We start from the raw sequence: 17,052 nt of genomic DNA on the forward strand, positions 1-17,052 counted from the left end.
CCCCGCCACAACTCGACCATCGTGCTGCTCGATCAGCATACAGGTCGGCTCGGCGCCGTAGTAGAGGCCGGGAGGGTCAACGCCTACAGGACAGCCGCCGCCGACGCGGTTGCGGCTGATCTTCTTGCGCGCAAGCAAGCCAAGGTTCTGGCGATCTTCGGCGCCGGCAACCAGGCGAGCTTCGAAGTGATGGCGCTGGCACGCATCCGCCCAATCGAAACCGTGCTGGTCGTGGCCCGGCCTTCGCAGCGGCGCGACGCTTTTGTCGATCAGATCGGCGAAAGGGGACTGAAGGCGCGCTCTGCCTTGCCGGAAGAAGCCGTGCGCGCGGCCGACATCGTGGTGACGGCGACACCCGCACGCGAACCGCTGTTCGATGCCGCTTGGGTGGGACCCGGAACCCATATCGTCAGCATGGGGTCGGATGCTCCGGGCAAGCGCGAATTGCCGAGCGGATTATTTCCCAAGGCACGTCTGTTTTGTGATCTGCTTTCCCAGTCCGTCCAGATCGGCGAGTTCCAACATTTGCGCGACGAGATCGACGCCGGCATGCTTGCGGTAACACCAATCGGCGACGTCATCGAAAGGCGTGCGCCCGGACGCCGCTTCGACAATGAGATCACGGTCTTCGACAGTTCCGGCATCTCCCTGCAGGACCTCTATATGGCCGACGCGCTGATCCGCGCAAAGGCGTCCCACCGCTGATCAGCTTCGCACCGACAGACCCCAGCCCCGACGGATTTTTCGACACCACTGGAGTGCTCTCCGGCAACAAGATGTCGCAAAACCGCTTGCGATCGGGATCGCTGCGTGTCGTAGTTCAGCAATGCGTTTCTTCCAGCCACGGTAGGGCAGCTACAATCCAGGCCGAATCCAGCCTGGAGAATGTCCTGATATTTCCGGCGATCAGCGGCTGGCGCGCCAGAAGGCGAGACGGTCCTGCAACCGATAGCCCTGGATAATCGCCGGCATGAACCACGGATTGCCACGATAGAGCGGGACGGCCGAAGGCGGTCGAAAGTCGAACGCAGTGCGCGACTGCTCGCCATGCCCCATCAACTTGTGGGCCGCACGCATGCCAATCCAAGGCGCCCAGACCACGCCCGAACCGCAGAAGCCGGAGGCATAGACCACACCGTCCTTCTCGAAGATGCGGGGCAGCATGTCTCGGTTCATCGCCACATTGCCGAACCAGCAATGCGAAAGGCGCACGTTCTCCAACTCCGGGAAAAGGTTCACCAGTCCCTTGCGTAGGAGAAGTTTCGGCGCCGCCGGATCGCCGACGCGAGAACTGTCACGGCCCCCCAGCAGGATACGTTTCCCGTCGGGCGACGGGCGATAATAGAAACCGAGTTGCCGGTTCTCGGTGATCGTCATCAGCTTCGGCATCAGTCGCGCCATGACATCGGGCGCAAGTTCCTCGGTCACGATGATCCGGCTGCGGACCGGAACCAGGCGGCGGCGCAGGAAGGGAGCGGCGCCGTCGGTATAGCCGTTGGTACAGACCAGAACCTGCCGTGCATCCACCGTCCCTGCCGAAGTCGCGACGCGGAACCCCGAACCATTCCTCTCGATCGACTTGACCCCTGTATGCGAATGGACCGTCAACCCGGATGCGAGCGCCACCCGCAGGAGCTCAGCATGGAATTTTGCGGGGTGCAGCCCGCCAATGTCCATCCGAACGGTTCCGCCGCGGTAGAAGTCGGTGCCGATATAATTTCGCTGCTCGGCATGCGGAACCGCGTAGGACTCGATCCCCAGTTTCTTCGCCAGCGTCTCGGCGCCGCGTGCCATCTTCTCATACTGTTCATATCCGAAAGCGCCTTTGAATTGGCCAACCAGTCGGAAGTCGCAGTCGAGCCCTTCGGTCTTGATGAAGTCGTAGAGGAATTCGCGTGCGACCTTGCCCTCGGCCTCGATCGCCATGGCCTTCTCTTCCCCGAAGCGCCGGGTGATCGTGGCATAGTCCGGCCGGATGCTTCCGCTCGTAATTCCGCCGTTGCGCGTGGAAGCACCCTCGCCCGGATTCATCCCATCAAAAGCTGCGACCGAGCGTCCTTCGCGCGCCAGCACAAGGCCGGCCGAAAGCCCGGCATAACCGGCGCCGACAATTGCCACGTCAAGCTTCTTTGCGACTTGCTGCCGCGGCAGCGGCATGACGGGCGCTGCTTCCCACCAGTAGGGCGTGTTCTTGTCGGCGATGTGAGGCTCTTGCACGTGGCTGACTTCTCGCTGCATTGCAGGGGTAAAGATCTGCGGTCGGTGAAACTTCAGATGTGGTCGTCTCGGACGTCGAGCGCATCACGCAGCCCGTCACCGATGAAATTGAAACTTGTTACCGCAATGGTGATTGCAGCTCCGGGAATGATTGCCAGCCAAGGTGCGCTGCCCAGATATTGCTGAGCGCCATTGAGCATGTTGCCCCAACTGGGCAGTGGCGGCTGGATCCCGTAGCCAAGAAAGCTGATGTAGGCCTCCATGAGAATGGCGCGCGCGACCGTCAAGGTGGAAGCGACGATAATCGGCCCCATGGCGTTGGGCAGTATCTCGCGGAACATGATGTGGGTGCCGCTCAACCCCAGCATTCGGCCGGCGAGGACGAACTCGCGTTCGCGTAACGAGCGGACCTCCGCTTCCACAATACGAGCAACCTCCATCCAACTGGTGAGGGCGATAATGACGGTGATCATCACAGGACTGGGCTTCAGTGCGGCAGCCAGCGCCAGCAGCAGAAAGATCGATGGGAATGACAGGAATCCATCGACCGTGCGCATCAGCGTGGCCCCGACCCAGCCGCCGCGATAGCCTGCAATCACGCCGACCAGCGTGCCGACGAGCGTCGACAACACCATGGCGAAGAAACCGACCAGCAGCGAGATTCGTCCCGCCATCAAAAGCCTTGCCGCGACGTCGCGGCCAAGCGGATCGGTGCCTAGAAAGTGGTAGCCCGTCAGCGGGGGGGCAAAGCGGGCCCGCAGATCGATGAACAGTGAGTTATAAGGCAGGAGATGGGGGCCGAGGACGCAAGCGAGGCTCAGGAAGATGATCATCGCCAACCCGAGCAGCGCCAAGCGATGCCGCATGAAACGAAGTGCCGCGCGGTTGTTTCTCCATCGGCTTGGAGCTGCATTTGCGGTGAGAGCGGTCATATCGGCTGTCTCCTGTCGGGGAAGTTGCGCGCTCAAGCCAGGCGAATGCGCGGATCGACAATAGCGACGACAATGTCGGCGATCAGGTTTCCAAGCAGAACGAGGATGGCGGAGAACATCAGCAGCCCCATCACAACCGGATAGTCGCTGTAACCAAGGCTATCGAGGAACAACCGTCCCATTCCTGGCCAGGTAAAGACGGTTTCGGTCACGAGCGCGCCAGTGAGGACGCTGGGAAGCTGCATCCCGGCCAAGGTAATCATCGGCAAAAGTGCGTTGCCGACGACATGCTTCATCAGAATCCGGCGTTCACTCAACCCCTTGGCCCGGGCAGTCTTGACGAAGTCCTGGCTAATGGCGTCGAGAGTCGCCGTCCGCATGTAGCGGCTCCAGATCGCGACATGGACCAGCGACAGCACGATACTTGGCAGGATCAGATGGTGGAGGTAGCCCAGGATCGAGCCATCGCCGATCTCGGACATATTACCCGCGGGCAGCCAACCCAACTTCAGGGAAAAGACGTAGATGCCGACGAGTCCGAACCAGAAGGTTGGGACCGACAACGCGACCATGGCCCCGACAGTTGCGAGATAGTCGAACAGCGAGTAGCGGCGCGTGGCGCCGCGGATTCCGATCCAGGCGCCAATGGAAATTGCAATCACGGTCGAGGAACCCATCAACAGCAGCGTGGCAAAGAGATGGCTGCCGATGACCTCCAATACCGGCGCTCCGTCACGGAACGAGTGACCCCAGTCGCCCCGCACCAGCCGCCATGCCCAGTCCAGATATTGGATCCATATGGGGCGATCAAGGCCCAGCAGCCCCTTGAGACGCTCGATATCCTGCTGGGTCATTCCGGGATCAAGCCCGAATTGCGCCAGCGGGCCGCCGGGAAGGAGGTTCAGAATGCCGAAGCCGATGATCGAAACGATCACAAGCAGCACCAGGCTCTGCGAGAGGCGATTGAGCAGGAAGCCGCGCATTCGAGTCCTCCATTGTGGGTTGATGATTTTAGTCTGTTGCCGCCGCGCGGCGGAACCGGGCGGCGGCAACTGCGTGGATTAGGCCTTCCACTGCCAGGCCGCGGCATTCCACGACGCTGTGCGGGTGTTGGCGTTGGGCTCGAAGCCGTCCAGCCCTTTCTTGCGGCCGAGGACGATTGTGTAGGCGAACAGCGGCAGGAAGGGCAGATCATGGCGCACCACTTCCTGCACCCGATTATAGATCCCGCGCCGTTCTTCCCGATCGAAGCTGCGAGCACCCTTTTCGAGCAGGGCATCGACCTCAGGATTGGAATATTGCCCTGTGTTCGAACCGTGTCCGCCTTGAGCGGCAATTGCCTTCGTATGGAGCCGGTTTGTGGCGTCAGGGTCCGCGGCAATCAGATAGGTGACGCCCACCATGGCGGTGTCGAATTGAGACTTCAGCCAGAACTCGCCCCACATGACTGCAGCCGGCAAATTCGAGATCGTCATCTCGACGCCGATCTCGGCAAACGTCTGCTGCAGGAATTGCTGCGTCTGCTCGCGGAGGTTGTTGCCAGAAGTTGTCGAGTTGGAGAAGGACAGTCGCACCCCATCCTTGGCGCGGATTCCATCCGGCCCCGGCGCCCAGCCGGCCTCATCAAGGATTTGGCGTGCCCGGTCCAGATTGAACTCCTGAACCGGTAGGTTCGGGTCGTAGTAGTAGGACTCCTTCGGCATGAAGGTCTCGGTGAGGGTGCCCACGCCGTAATAGATCGTGTCGACAATCGCCTTCCTGTCCAACGCGGCGTAGAGCGCCTGGCGCACTGCCAGGTCCTTGAACTGCGGGCGGCCCAAATTGAGGTAGATCGACTCCAGGGATGCTCCTGTCTCCAGTGTCACCACGCGGTCTGGTAGTTCGCGGGCTTCAGTATAATGGTCGGCGGTGATGAACGACTGATCGACCAGGTCCACGTCGCCGCTCTTGAACTGCGTGTAGAGCACCGTCATATCGGGGATGTATTTGAAGATGAGCTGCTCGACATAGGGACCTTCGCCGGCGTACTCAGGATTGGCGACGAGCTCGATGTGATCGCCCGCGACGCGCTGGCTCCATTTGAATGCGCCGGTGCCGACCGGCGCCTGGTTGAACGCGGCTGTATTCGGATCGGCCTCTTTCTCCAGAATGTGCTTGGGCACGATGAAGGTTTCGGCCAAGAACGAAAGATAGGGCGCAAAAGCCTCCTTCATCCGCCATGTGATCTCGGTGGGCGAAACCACTGTGATGTCCTGCACGAGCGAATGGCCGCTCGTGCGCCAAGCGCGAAACTTCGGGTTCGTGATGAGTTCAAGGGTGAATTTCACGTCCTCGGCCGTGAAGGGCTCACCGTCGTGCCAGCGGGCATTGTCGCGCAACCGGATGCGCCAGTTGAGACCGTCCTCCGAAATGCCGCCGTTCTTCTGGCTTGGCACCTCGGCTGCGAGGTTTGGATGTAGGCCACCTTGGGGATCCATGCGGACCAACGCATCGAAAACCGAGAAATGAACCGCGTCATCGACTTCGATATGCGCCATCAGCGGATTGAACACGGTCGGCTCTTGGGAGAGGCCGACGACGACGCGACCGGCCGGGCCGGCAGGAGGGGTCTTGGCGAAGGCGGGCTTGCCCAACAGATTGGGCGCGATGATGCCTGCAGCCCCACCTAGCGCCATCAGTCGCAGCGCTTCGCGCCTCGAGTAGTTGGACGTAGTCGATGAATTTTTGGTCATGGTAGTTCCTCTCTTGTTATCTGTTATGCGTTTGCTGCTACTGGACGGGCATTGCCCGGCCGCTCTCCTGGAATCGCCGCTACCAGTTGGCGCGTGTAGGCTGCTTGCGGGTTCAGGAATATTTGCGAGGGCGGCCCGCGCTCGACGATCCGGCCCTTCTGCATCACAGCGATTTCATCGCAGATCTGGCTGGCGACGCGCAGGTCGTGCGTGATGAAGACCATCGACACGCCGGTCTCCCGCTGGATCTGGTCCAGAAGCTGCAGGATCTGCGCCTGGATCGACACGTCGAGTGCGGAGACAGCCTCGTCGGCGATCAACAGCTTCGGCTTGAACATCAGCGCACGAGCGATGCCGATGCGCTGGCGTTGCCCACCCGAGAACTCGTGCGGGTAGCGGCCAAAAGCGCCGGCATCGAGACCGACATGGGCCAGAAGCGCACGCGCTTCATCGCGCGCTTGGACATAAGGCATCCCGTGCGCCATCGGGCCTACCGTCATGATGTGACCGACCGTCGAGCGTGGGTTCAGAGAAGCGAAGGGATCTTGGAAGATCATCTGGATCCGGGGTCGAAGCGGGCGGAACTTCGCTTCAGAAAGCTTGGCTATGTCACAGCCCTCGAACAAGATCCCGCCGCCGTCACTGTCCAGCAGCTTGATCAGGAGCCGGCCCAGCGACGATTTCCCCGAACCGCTCTCGCCTACGACCCCCAGCGTGCGGCCGGGCGCCAGTTCGAACGAAACCTCGTTGACCGCTGTCACAGTCCGCTGCGCGCCGAACAGCGCACTGCCGCCTCGATAGGTCTTCACCAGACCCTCAACCTTGAGGATCGGCTCCTTGCTTGCAGCCTCCGGACGAGAGCGATCTTCGCCGGTCAAATGCGGGACGGCCGCAATCAGGCGCTGGGTATAAGGGTGCTTGGGCGACTTCAACACCTGCTCGGCGCTGCCCTGTTCGACGACATGGCCCTTTTCCATCACCACGACGCTGTCGGCGATCTCGGCCACCACGCCGAAATCGTGGGTAATGAACATCACGCTCATGCCCTTGCGCCGCTGAATGTCACGGATCAGTTGCAGGATCTGAGCCTGGGTGGTGACGTCGAGCGCGGTGGTTGGTTCATCCGCAATCAGCACCGTCGGCTCGAGCGCCAAGGCCATGGCGATCATGACGCGCTGCCGCTGCCCTCCCGAAAGCCGGAACGGGTACTGGTGATACATGAGTTCGGGATCTGGCAGGCCTACTTCAGTGAGCAACTCGATGGCGCGGTTTCGACAGGCTTGTGGCGTGCCGAAGCCATGCGCGGCCATGACCTCGTCAATCTGCGCGCCCACCGTCATCAGGGGATTGAGCGCCGAGAGCGGGTCCTGAAAGATCATCGACACGACGCGTCCACGCAGGTTGCGCAGCTTGTCTGGCGACATGCCGATGATGTTCATCCCCTCCAGCTGGATGACACCCGATGAGAGGCGGATCACCTTTGGCAGAAGCCCCATGATCGCGTTCGCCGTGACCGACTTACCCGATCCGGACTCGCCTATGATGCAGAGGATCTGGCCGCGTTTCAGATCGAAGGAAATGTTCTTGACAGCATGGGTCCGTTCCATGCCTTGCGGCAAATTCACCGTGAGGTCGCGCACCGAAAGCGCCACATCGTGGGGGGCTACAGCCTGGATGCTTGCGACCATCGAGATCACCTCCCCTTTCAACCGAGCGCGTCCACCCTGTTGCGGACCGCTTCATCGCCCTTTGAGCTGAAGCGCCTCACCGTAGCGGCCGTAGTCTGGCCTTCTCGGCGCTTCGCGCGCTGAGGCTGCGAGAGACGGGTTCTGCTCATCCTGGCGGCTCCCTTGTGAAATCCGGTCCGTGTACCGGACTCTGTTCCCCTTCTTGGAGAACTCTCCGAAGGGGCAAGCCCTGCCTATCGAATGTCCTCTGGAGCCTGCCTTCCATAAGGGTTGCTCCGTTCTTCCAGCCAGTTTGACTGTTCCGTTTGCGCAGAGTCTTCGAAACTTGGCCCTCGTGCGGCAGGAACTTCTGAAAAGAACATCCCGTTCGGCATTTCACTCTGTTCCCGTTTCGGCGCGGAAACCGGGATCAGGCAACCATATCCTTCATCCGGCAATACGCGCCTATGAGGGATAGGACCAAGGCCTTCCGGTGTACATCGGCACCGTGTGCAGGCCATGCCGCCGAGCGGATGGTGACCGTGCGGCCCATCGCAATGTCGGCCTAGGCGCTGCCGATCAAGGTCGACGACTGCGCCGTGTGCCGCCCATGCCGCAGATGACGCGACTGCATGAAGTGTACTCCCGCCTGCCCCGCGCAGCGAGCTTTTCACGCAATAATTGCCTATCCTGGGGGCTGCTAAACGCAGGATATTCCGTCCAGGCACAAACTCCGCAGCCTGCCTCTTCAGGCGGGAGGTTAGGATGCTTCAAATTACCGGAGTCCCATCCATGTCCGCGCCGCTCATGCACATCGACTGCAGCCCTTCCCTCCCTCGCGAGGCGGACGTCGTCGTCATCGGCGGCGGCGTGGTGGGCGTGTTCAGCGCATACTATCTGGCGCGCCGCGGCCTCAAGGTCTCCCTGGTCGAGAAGGGGCGCATCGCGGCCGAGCAATCCAGCCGCAACTGGGGCTGGTGCCGCCAGCAGAACCGCGATGCGCGTGAGCTGCCGATGGCGACCAAGAGTCTCGACCTCTGGGACAAGGTGGCACAGGAGACCGGCCAAGACACCGGCTTTCGCCGCTGCGGGCTCCTCTATCTCTCACAGGACGAAAATGAGCTGGCAGGCTGGGCAAAGTGGCGCGATTTTGCAAGAACGGTCGGGGTCACCACGCACATGCTGAGCGCGGAAGAAGCCACCGAACGGGGCAAAGCGACGGGCCGCAAATGGAAAGGTGGCGTGTTCTCGCCCACTGACGGAACGGCTGATCCATCCAAGGCAGTGCCGGTTACGGCGCGCGGCATCATGGCGGCGGGCGGCACCCTACATCAGCACTGCGCGGCGCGCGGGCTGGAGTTGAGCGCCGGCCGGGTGAGCGCTGTGGTGACCGAAGCTGGCACCATCCAGACAAAGACCGTTGTCATGGCCGGAGGCGCGTGGGCTTCTTCCTTTTGCAACCAGCTTGGCATGCGCTTCCCGCAAGCTGCCGTGCGTCAGTCCATTCTAGCCGTGGCGCCAGGCGCAAACGGTCTGCCGGATGCCCTGCATACCGCGCGCGTCTCTCTGACGCGGCGCAGCAACGGTGGATACGCGCTGGCGATCAGCGGGCGGGCGCGTGTCGATCCAACGCCGCAGCAGTTCAGGTTCAGCCGCGAGTTTGTACCTATGTTCGCCCGCCGCTGGCGCAATCTCGCCCCGGGCGCCTTCGAGGGCTGGCGTCAAGGCCATGAAAGCCTGCGCAAATGGGCCCTCGACGACATCACGCCAATGGAGCGGAACCGGATTCTCGACCCGAAGCCCGACATGGGACAGATTCGGCTTACATATCGAAGAGCCTGCGAATTGATCCCCGAACTCCAACGCGTCGCGATCTCCGATGTCTGGGCGGGTTATATCGACAGTACACCCGACGGCATTCCCGCAGTCGGTGAAGTGGAGGGGATTCCGGGCTTCATCCTGGCGGCGGGATTCAGTGGTCACGGCTTCGGGATTGGCCCCGGCGCGGGGCATATGATCGCCGACATCATCACAGGCAGCGAGCCTATTGTCGATCCGCGTCCTTATAGGCCCGAGCGCCTGAAGACCGCTGCGTGGGGCAAGGTCGCTGAATTCTGAGAAGACCGTTTTGCCAAGGTACAATCGGTCACACACGAGATTGAGGCCACGAAGCGGCCAGCACCAAATAACAGGGGAAGTGACGATGCGCGAATATGACATTGCCGCCATTCCGGCTGACGGGATCGGCCCAGAGGTGATTGCCGCAGGTCTCCAGGCGCTTGAGGCGCTGCAGCAGCGCTGCGGCGACTTCAAGCTGCGTGTCCAGCACTTCGACTGGGGCTCAGACTACTACAAGGCACATGGTCGCATGATGCCCGAAGATGGCGTGGCGCAACTGAAGCGGTTCGACGCCATCTTCTTTGGCGCGGTAGGCGCCCCCGATCTGCCCGACGATATCACGCTCTGGGGCCTGCGGCTGCCGATCTGCCAAGGCTTTGATCAATACGCGAACGTGCGGCCGACCAGGATATTGCCCGGGATTGTTTCGCCGCTGGCGGGCGTTGGCCCTGGCGATCTGGATTGGGTCATCGTGCGGGAGAATTCCGAGGGCGAGTATTCGGGCCACGGCGGCCGCGCCCATCGCGGCCTCCCCGAGGAGGTCGGAACCGAGGTCGCGATCTTCACGCGCGTCGGCGTCACCCGCATCATGCGCTATGCATTCCGGCTGGCGCAGTCACGGCCGCGAAAGCTCCTGACAGTTGTTACGAAATCCAACGCGCAGCGTCACGGCATGGTAATGTGGGACGAAATCGCAGCCGAGGTGGCGCGGGAATTCCCGGACATCGCGTGGGACAAGATGCTAGTCGATGCTATGACGGTGCGTATGACATTGAAACCTCGGAGCCTCGACACGATCGTCGCCACCAATCTTCACGCCGACATATTGTCTGACCTTGCAGGCGCGCTCGCGGGCAGTCTCGGCGTTGCACCGACCGCCAACATTGATCCCGAGCGACGCTATCCCTCGATGTTCGAGCCAATTCACGGCTCGGCATTCGACATCGCCGGCAAGGGTATTGCCAACCCGGTCGCCACCTTCTGGACCGCTGCCCAGATGCTCGAACATCTGGGTGAGAGCGCAGCGGCCGTCCGGTTGATGAGCGCTGTGGAAACGGTGACGCGTGAAGGCGTGTTGACGCCGGACGTGGGAGGGACAGCGACCACGCAGGAAGTGACGGACGCCGTCTGCCGGGCGATCCGCGGTTCGAACGTGTGACAGGTTTCCAATGAAGCTCGACAAGATCGACATCAAGATCTTATCCCAGCTGCAAAAGAACGGGCGGGTGACCAATGTCGAGCTTGCCGACCTGGTCAACCTTTCGCCGAGCCCTTGCCTGATGCGGGTGAAGAAGCTTCAGGCGGAAGGCTTCATCACCGGCTATTCCGCCCAGATCGATGTGTCCAAGCTCGGACAGACTCTAACGATCTTCACCGAAGTCACGCTCAAGCACCATCAACAGAACGACTTCGCGAGATTTCTCACCGCAATTCAGAAAGTCGATTCTGTCATCGAATGCCATCTGGTTTCAGGCGGCTACGACTATCTTGTGAAGTTTGTCACAGCGGGCATAAGCGAGTATCAGACGATCATGGAGCGCATGATCGAATTGGATATCGGAATCGACAAATATTTCAGCTTCGTCGTGCTGAAGTCCCCGATCGTGAAATCTCATTTGCCTCTCGACATCATTTTCGACAAATGAGAACGCAGCTCCGGCTCGATCCGTGCCATGCTTCATCTTGTTGCGCGCGGCATTTGTCAATGACGATGTCACGATTCAGGGGAGGCTGTCATGCCACTCGTCTGAACGGCGCTTAGCCTAAAACTTCGACGGCATCTGGACACATCCAGCGAACGCCTGTTGTCGCCTTATCCTCGTCAAATGACTAAATATATCTCATGCGATGATATGTCTGCAGGCACAGATGTTCGCAGAGTTGCGACAGTCTAGCCTCGGGGTCATAGTTAGACGAAAGGCAACAGGCGAAAAGATGAACAAGATCGACGCTTTGATCCGCCGAAGAGCTGACGATCGCCGGAAGACCGCGCAAGCCTGTGTATCGCGCATTCTCCGGAACGCCAAAGCCCGCGGCGTCGATATCTCTGTTGTCGGATCCCTCGCGAAAAACCGTTTCCGCGTCCACTCCGACGTAGATCTGCTGGTTCACGGAAGCACTGATCCTGCACACCGGACCATGGTAGAGCGCTTGGTCGCAGACCAGCTTCGGGGAACGAACATTCCCTATGACCTGATCTTTGCCTCAGACGTTTCGTCCGAACGAGTGCAGGAATTGCTCAATGACAGCGTTTAAGCATCCGGCATTCGCAAAGCTGTCGCCAAAAATCGCGCGCGCTGCGAAGGAACTGCAGCAAATCGAGGAATATCTGTCGGCTCATGGGAGTGAGATGTCACTCGGCGAATGGGGGGCGATCGCAGCTGTTTCGCTGGGAGTCCACAACGTCTACAACGGCATCGAGGACATCCTGCTCAGCCTGTCCAACGACATAGACGGCCTCGTTCCCCAAGGGCCTACGATGCACCAGGACGTGCTCGATCAAATGTCGGCGGAAATTGCAGGCATCCGCCCGGCTGTGCTCGACCCCGAGCTTTATCAGTCCCTGAGTGAGTTAAAGGGATTCCGTCAGCTGGTGAGGCATCGGTACGGTTTTGACCTGAAAACAGACAAGGTGCAGGAAAACCTCGACAGGGTAAAAGAGGCATTTCCGTCTTTCGTCGAGGCCGTTGTTTACTTGGAAAGCACTCTTACTGAGGAAAACACGCACGACAGTGATGGCGGCGGGGACGGCTCAGGAGGCGGGGCATCTGGTGGTCCCTGAACCAATGGCTCAGTCGTGTGCGCCGGAAGAGATTCTGCGAGCGTTGACCCCTGAGAATTGTCGGCTGGTGGCGCTGATCCATCGGTATCGACCGCAAAGCATCAAGGAACTGTGCAGGTTGGCGGCGCGTCCGCAGCCGAACGTATCCCGCTCCCTGGCGGCCCTTGAGCGGGCAGGAATTGTCTCAATGGTGGGCTCCAGGCCGAAGAGACCCGAACTCGCCGTGCAACGAGTCACGATCGAACTCGCTGAGCTTCAGAATGGCCGATGCGAGGTCGACGATTCGTGGAAACAAATCGCAGGACCATCATCTTTGCTGCGCCATGGGTAACAGGGGCAAAAGTCGATCAGTGGGATGCGAAGCCGCCGCTGACGAGGTTTGGCAAGTATTGGACGTGAAGCCTCGGTGACGCCGAGCCGATCGCCAAGATAGTCCCAAAAGGCCCTGGTCGATGCAATACGCCCGCTGATCATCCCTTCATCGCTGCCCGCACATCTTTATCTTGGAGAGTTTGGTCCAGCGTCATCCGCGTGCGTTCGAGGATACCATCAATATCGTCGTCTGTGCAGCAGAGCGGCGGCGCGTAGCCGAGGATGCCGCTGTTGAAGGCACGGATGACAAGGCCGTTCGCCCACGCGCGCTCGAAGATGCGGCGCCCCGGATCGGCCGCCGCCGGCAGCGGCGTCTTGCGTGCCTTGTCGGTGACCAACTCGATTGCTGCGAGCATGCCGCGACCGCGAATGTCGCCAACCAGCGGGTGGTCGGCGAGCGAGCGAAGGCCTTCCATCAAGCGCTTCCCCACTTTCCGCCCATTCTCGAGCAAGCCATTTTCATAAAGACGCAGGCATTCGAGCCCGACCGCCGCGCTCACGGGGTGGGCCGAATAAGTATAGCCATGGCCGACAGCCGCTTTGCCGGCTCCGTCCGCGATCGTATTGTACACGTGGTCCGACATAAAGACGGCGCCCATCGGCACGTAGCCCGAGGTCAGTCCCTTCGCCGTGGTCATGAAATCCGGCACGACCTCGTCTTCATCACAGGCGAAGAGGGGTCCGGTACGGCCAAAGGCAGTGATGACTTCGTCGGCAATGAACAGAATGTCGTGTTCGTTGCACACCGCGTTCAGAGCCTTCAGCCAACCTGTAGGTGGAACGAGGACACCGCCCGAACCCTGGATCGGTTCGGCGTAGAAGGCCGCAACGCGGCCCGCGCCGAGTTCCGCGATTTTGGCCCGCAGGGCCGCGACCGATGCATCGATGATCGCCTGCGGGTCGGAACCGACCGGATTGCGATAGGCGTAGTGCGAAGGAATTTTGTGCTGCCAGTCGTAAGGCACGCCGAAACCCGCATGGAATGCCGGGATCGCTGTCAGACCTGACCCTGCCGTCGAGGATCCATGGTAGCCATACTCGACGGAGATGAACTGGTCCTTTTGCGGCGTACCCTTGGCATGGTAGTAATAGCGAATGAAGCGGATCGTACTGTCGACCGCGTCGGAGCCGCCAAGCGTAAAATAGACATGGTTCAAATCGCCGGGCGCCAGTTCGGCAAGCCTGGCAGCAAGGCGAATGGCAGGCTCGGATCCCAGCCCGAAATATCCCGTCGCATAGGGAAGCTCTCTTAGCTGCTTTGCTGCTGCTTCAACGACGCTTTCCTGGCCGTATCCGATGTTGACGCACCATAGACCGGCGAATCCGTCCAGAAGGGTTTTCCCGCTTGCATCGGTCACGGTCGCGCCTTTGGCGGATTTGAGCACCCGCACGCCCGTCTCCTCGTGGCTCCGATAGCATGAAAACGGGTGAACCAGATGTGCGCGATCGAGTTCGATCAGTGAGTTTGCCAGCATTTCTTCCTCCGATTCAGCATAGTTCCTGACTGACGAGAGCATAAGTCCGGTGTGGTGTGGTTTCGTCCTTCAGCTCGTTTTCAGCGTGATCTGCTGCGCGGTCATGGTTCATTCCGGGCCTGAATTCTCTAGGCCCAAGGTAGGCTGCCGCGGACAGCAGTTCCTCCCGACCAGAACCTGAGCGATAGGCGTTTTGACTTTCCTTTGCCGCTGGCACCGCATCTTATGCCACGCACGGCTGAGAGATCGCGCGCCCGCCGAAGCCCGAAACGAACTCTGGCGCAACTCTCTGCCAAAGCTCTCACGCAATACAAAACAATCTGCTTCAGGGCGCATTGAATGCGGCGACTAGTCTTCTCCGGCCCTCATTATGATCCTTGCTGTTAAAGGCACGCAGTGCCGACAGGATTGGAAGGATCGACGCCTATGACCCAGTTCAGACCGAAATACATCACCTTCGACTGCTACGGTACACTGACCAACTTCGACATGGCCGGCGCGGCGAGACGCGTATACGGCGCGCAGCTCTCCCCAGCTGGGATGGCGCAGTTCATCAAGGATTTCTCGGCCTATCGCCTCGATGAGGTCCTTGGCGCCTGGAAGCCGTACAGCGAGGTCGTGCACAATTCCGTGGAACGAACCTGCAAGCGCAACGGCGTCGCATTCCGGCCCGAGGATGCCCAGCGCATCTATGCGGAAGTGCCGACATGGGGTCCGCACCCGGATGTCCCGGCGGGCCTGGCCAAGGTCGCCAAGGAGATTCCGCTGGTGATCCTGTCGAACTCCATGAAGAGCCTGATCATGTCGAACGTGGAGAAACTCGGCGTACCGTTCCACATGGTCATCACGGCCGAGGAGACCGGCGCCTACAAGCCTTTGATGAAGGGCTTCGAATATATGTTCGAGAAGCTCGGCTGCGGCCCGGAGGACATTACGCACGTGTCGTCCTCATTTCGCTATGATCTCATGACCGCCTATGATCTCGGTATCAAGAGCAAGGTCTGGGTGAACCGCGGCCACGAGCCTGCGAACCCCTTCTACGAATATACCGAGATCAAGGATATCGGCGGTCTGGCCGGCGCCGTCGGACTGGAGCCTGTTCGGGAATTCGCCTGAACGTCTGTTTGCTGGCGCAGTCGCACCAGACTGAGGCACTCCCAAACGTTAATAATCACTGGTCGCAATAGAAAAGGGGCGGTTTTCACCGCCCCTTTCTTTGTCGTTCCAACGCTTTAGGGCTGCAAGTGTTTCCACCTGCATGCAAGATAACTAATTAAGCCCGCCAACATGAAGCGTCTTGACCTCGAGATATTCCTCAATGCCGAGCTGCGATCCTTCGCGCCCCACTCCCGACTGCTTGACACCGCCGAAAGGCGCAACCTCGGTCGAGATCATGCCTGTGTTGAGCCCGACCATACCGAACTCCAGCGCCTCGGCAACACGCCATGACCGCTTGAGGTTGTCGGTGTAGAAATAGGCGGCAAGGCCGAACGGCGTACCGTTCGCGATCGCGATGGCCTCTTCCTCCGTCTCGAAGCGAAAAAGCGGCGCCACCGGACCGAACGTCTCTTCCGATGCCAGGAGCATCTCGGTAGTAGCCTCTCCCAGCACGACCGGCCGTGCATATTGCTTGCCCTCCGGCACCGTCTCGCTTTGGGCGATGACCTGCGCACCTTTCGCCTGTGCATCCGCGATGTGACGCTCGATCTTGTCGATCGCGGCCGCGTTGATCATCGGGCCGATCTCAGTGCCGTTGTCGGTCCCTGCGCCAACCTTCATCCGCGTGACGCGCCGGCTCAGCTTTTCGGCGAAAGCGTCGTAAACGCCTTCGTGCACGAGAATCCGGTTCGCGCAAACGCAGGTTTGACCGCCATTGCGGAACTTGGATGCGATCACCCCTTCAACTGCCTTATCCAGATCGGCGTCGTCAAAGACGATAAAGGGCGCGTTGCCGCCAAGCTCCAGGCTCAGCCGTTTGATGCTATCGGCCGCGCCACGCATGAGCAGCGCACCGACGCGGGTCGAACCGGTGAACGAGATCTTGCGCACCGTCTCGTTGGCCATCAGTTCGTTGCCGATTTCGATGGGCATACCGGTCACAATGTTGATCACGCCGGCAGGGATACCTGCCCGTTCCGCCAGAACGCCGAGCGCCAGCGCCGAGAGGGGCGTAAATTCCGACGGCTTGATGACAACCGTACAACCTGCGGCCAGCGCCGGTGCTACTTTGCGCGTGATCATCGCGTTGGGGAAATTCCACGGCGTGATGATGGCGCAGACCCCGACGGGTTCTTTAAGCACCAGAATGCGGCGATCGGGTGTGGGTGACGGAATGGTCGAACCACCGATCCGGCGCGCCTCCTCCGCAAACCATTTCACAAAAGATGCGCCGTAGCGGATTTCCGCCAACGCCTCGGCAAGCGGCTTGCCTTGTTCCAGCGTCAGCAGGAGCGCGAGATCCTGTTCGTGCTGACGGATGAGGTCGTGCCAGCGCTCCAGAAATCCTGCACGCTCGGCATGCGTCCTTTTCCTCCAGCCTTTGAAGGCCTTGGCCGCAGCGTCGATTGCCGCTCTCGTCTCGTTCTCGCCCATTGCGGGAACGGTGCCGAGAACACTTTGGCTGGCAGGGTCAACGACATCGACCACGCCCTTGGTTTCCGCATCCCGCCAGACACCGCCAATCAGCGCCTGCTGGCGGAAAAGGTCGGAATCGTTGAACATACCAGTCTCCGTCATCGCATTCATGGTCTTTTCCTC

Annotated in this window: 15 protein-coding genes; 8 read left to right on the forward strand and 7 right to left on the reverse strand. The window is 60.5% G+C overall.

Annotated features, from left to right (window positions below):
• Positions 1-705 (forward strand): ornithine cyclodeaminase family protein (locus tag E5W70_RS05515; RefSeq protein WP_292654949.1); only part of this gene is annotated, 705 nt, incomplete at its 5' end.
• Positions 706-906: 201 nt separating this feature from the next.
• Here the strand turns inward: E5W70_RS05515 and E5W70_RS05520 are convergent.
• From E5W70_RS05520 to E5W70_RS05540, 5 genes are all read right to left on the reverse strand, one after another.
• Positions 907-2,217 (reverse strand): FAD-binding oxidoreductase, encoded by a 1,311-nt coding sequence (locus E5W70_RS05520; protein WP_292654952.1) that lies wholly within the window; start codon positions 2,215-2,217, stop codon positions 907-909.
• A gap of 53 nt (positions 2,218-2,270) precedes the next feature.
• Positions 2,271-3,149 carry an ABC transporter permease gene (locus tag E5W70_RS05525; RefSeq protein ID WP_292654955.1) on the reverse strand — a complete coding sequence of 293 codons (879 nt, stop codon included), beginning with the start codon at positions 3,147-3,149 and terminating at the stop codon, positions 2,271-2,273.
• A 32-nt stretch (positions 3,150-3,181) separates the two neighbouring features.
• Entirely contained in the window at positions 3,182-4,132 is a 951-nt protein-coding gene (locus E5W70_RS05530) for an ABC transporter permease (protein WP_292654958.1), read from the reverse strand.
• Between the two features lie 78 nt (positions 4,133-4,210).
• Positions 4,211-5,881 (reverse strand): peptide ABC transporter substrate-binding protein, encoded by a 1,671-nt coding sequence (locus E5W70_RS05535; protein WP_292654961.1) that lies wholly within the window; start codon positions 5,879-5,881, stop codon positions 4,211-4,213.
• Between the two features lie 23 nt (positions 5,882-5,904).
• Positions 5,905-7,569, reverse strand: coding sequence for an ABC transporter ATP-binding protein (locus E5W70_RS05540; protein ID WP_292654964.1), 1,665 nt, complete (start codon positions 7,567-7,569; stop codon positions 5,905-5,907).
• A 771-nt stretch (positions 7,570-8,340) separates the two neighbouring features.
• Between E5W70_RS05540 and E5W70_RS05545 the strand changes: the two genes are divergently transcribed.
• From E5W70_RS05545 to E5W70_RS33065, 6 genes are all read left to right on the forward strand, one after another.
• Entirely contained in the window at positions 8,341-9,666 is a 1,326-nt protein-coding gene (locus E5W70_RS05545; RefSeq protein ID WP_292654967.1) for an FAD-binding oxidoreductase, read from the forward strand.
• Positions 9,667-9,751: 85 nt separating this feature from the next.
• Positions 9,752-10,825 carry a tartrate dehydrogenase gene (locus tag E5W70_RS05550; RefSeq protein ID WP_292654970.1) on the forward strand — a complete coding sequence of 358 codons (1,074 nt, stop codon included), beginning with the start codon at positions 9,752-9,754 and terminating at the stop codon, positions 10,823-10,825.
• Between the two features lie 10 nt (positions 10,826-10,835).
• Complete coding sequence (locus E5W70_RS05555; protein ID WP_023718597.1) at positions 10,836-11,312, forward strand: Lrp/AsnC family transcriptional regulator; 477 nt, start codon at positions 10,836-10,838, stop codon at positions 11,310-11,312.
• A gap of 289 nt (positions 11,313-11,601) precedes the next feature.
• Positions 11,602-11,922 carry a nucleotidyltransferase domain-containing protein gene (locus E5W70_RS05560; protein ID WP_292654977.1) on the forward strand — a complete coding sequence of 107 codons (321 nt, stop codon included), beginning with the start codon at positions 11,602-11,604 and terminating at the stop codon, positions 11,920-11,922.
• A complete protein-coding gene (locus tag E5W70_RS05565; RefSeq protein ID WP_292654983.1) occupies positions 11,909-12,448 on the forward strand; it encodes a hypothetical protein in 540 nt (179 codons plus the stop codon). Before E5W70_RS05560 ends, E5W70_RS05565 begins: the two co-directional genes overlap by 14 nt.
• A 4-nt stretch (positions 12,449-12,452) precedes the next feature.
• Positions 12,453-12,779, forward strand: a complete 327-nt coding sequence (locus E5W70_RS33065) for a helix-turn-helix domain-containing protein (protein ID WP_366509668.1) — start codon at positions 12,453-12,455, stop codon at positions 12,777-12,779.
• A gap of 139 nt (positions 12,780-12,918) precedes the next feature.
• Here E5W70_RS33065 and E5W70_RS05570 read toward each other — a convergent pair whose 3' ends face one another.
• The gene (locus E5W70_RS05570) at positions 12,919-14,295 is read right to left on the reverse strand and encodes an aspartate aminotransferase family protein (protein ID WP_292654985.1); all 1,377 of its coding nucleotides are present in this window, start codon (positions 14,293-14,295) and stop codon (positions 12,919-12,921) included.
• A gap of 426 nt (positions 14,296-14,721) precedes the next feature.
• Between E5W70_RS05570 and E5W70_RS05575 the strand changes: the two genes are divergently transcribed.
• Positions 14,722-15,411: a haloacid dehalogenase type II gene (locus E5W70_RS05575; protein WP_292654988.1), complete on the forward strand. Its 690-nt coding sequence runs from the start codon at positions 14,722-14,724 to the stop codon at positions 15,409-15,411.
• Positions 15,412-15,564: 153 nt separating this feature from the next.
• Here E5W70_RS05575 and E5W70_RS05580 read toward each other — a convergent pair whose 3' ends face one another.
• Positions 15,565-17,040 carry an NAD-dependent succinate-semialdehyde dehydrogenase gene (locus E5W70_RS05580; RefSeq protein ID WP_292654991.1) on the reverse strand — a complete coding sequence of 492 codons (1,476 nt, stop codon included), beginning with the start codon at positions 17,038-17,040 and terminating at the stop codon, positions 15,565-15,567.
• Between the last annotated feature and the right edge of the window lie 12 nt (positions 17,041-17,052).

It is taken from the genome of Mesorhizobium sp. (assembly GCF_005063415.1).
Lineage (GTDB): Bacteria > Pseudomonadota > Alphaproteobacteria > Rhizobiales > Rhizobiaceae > Mesorhizobium.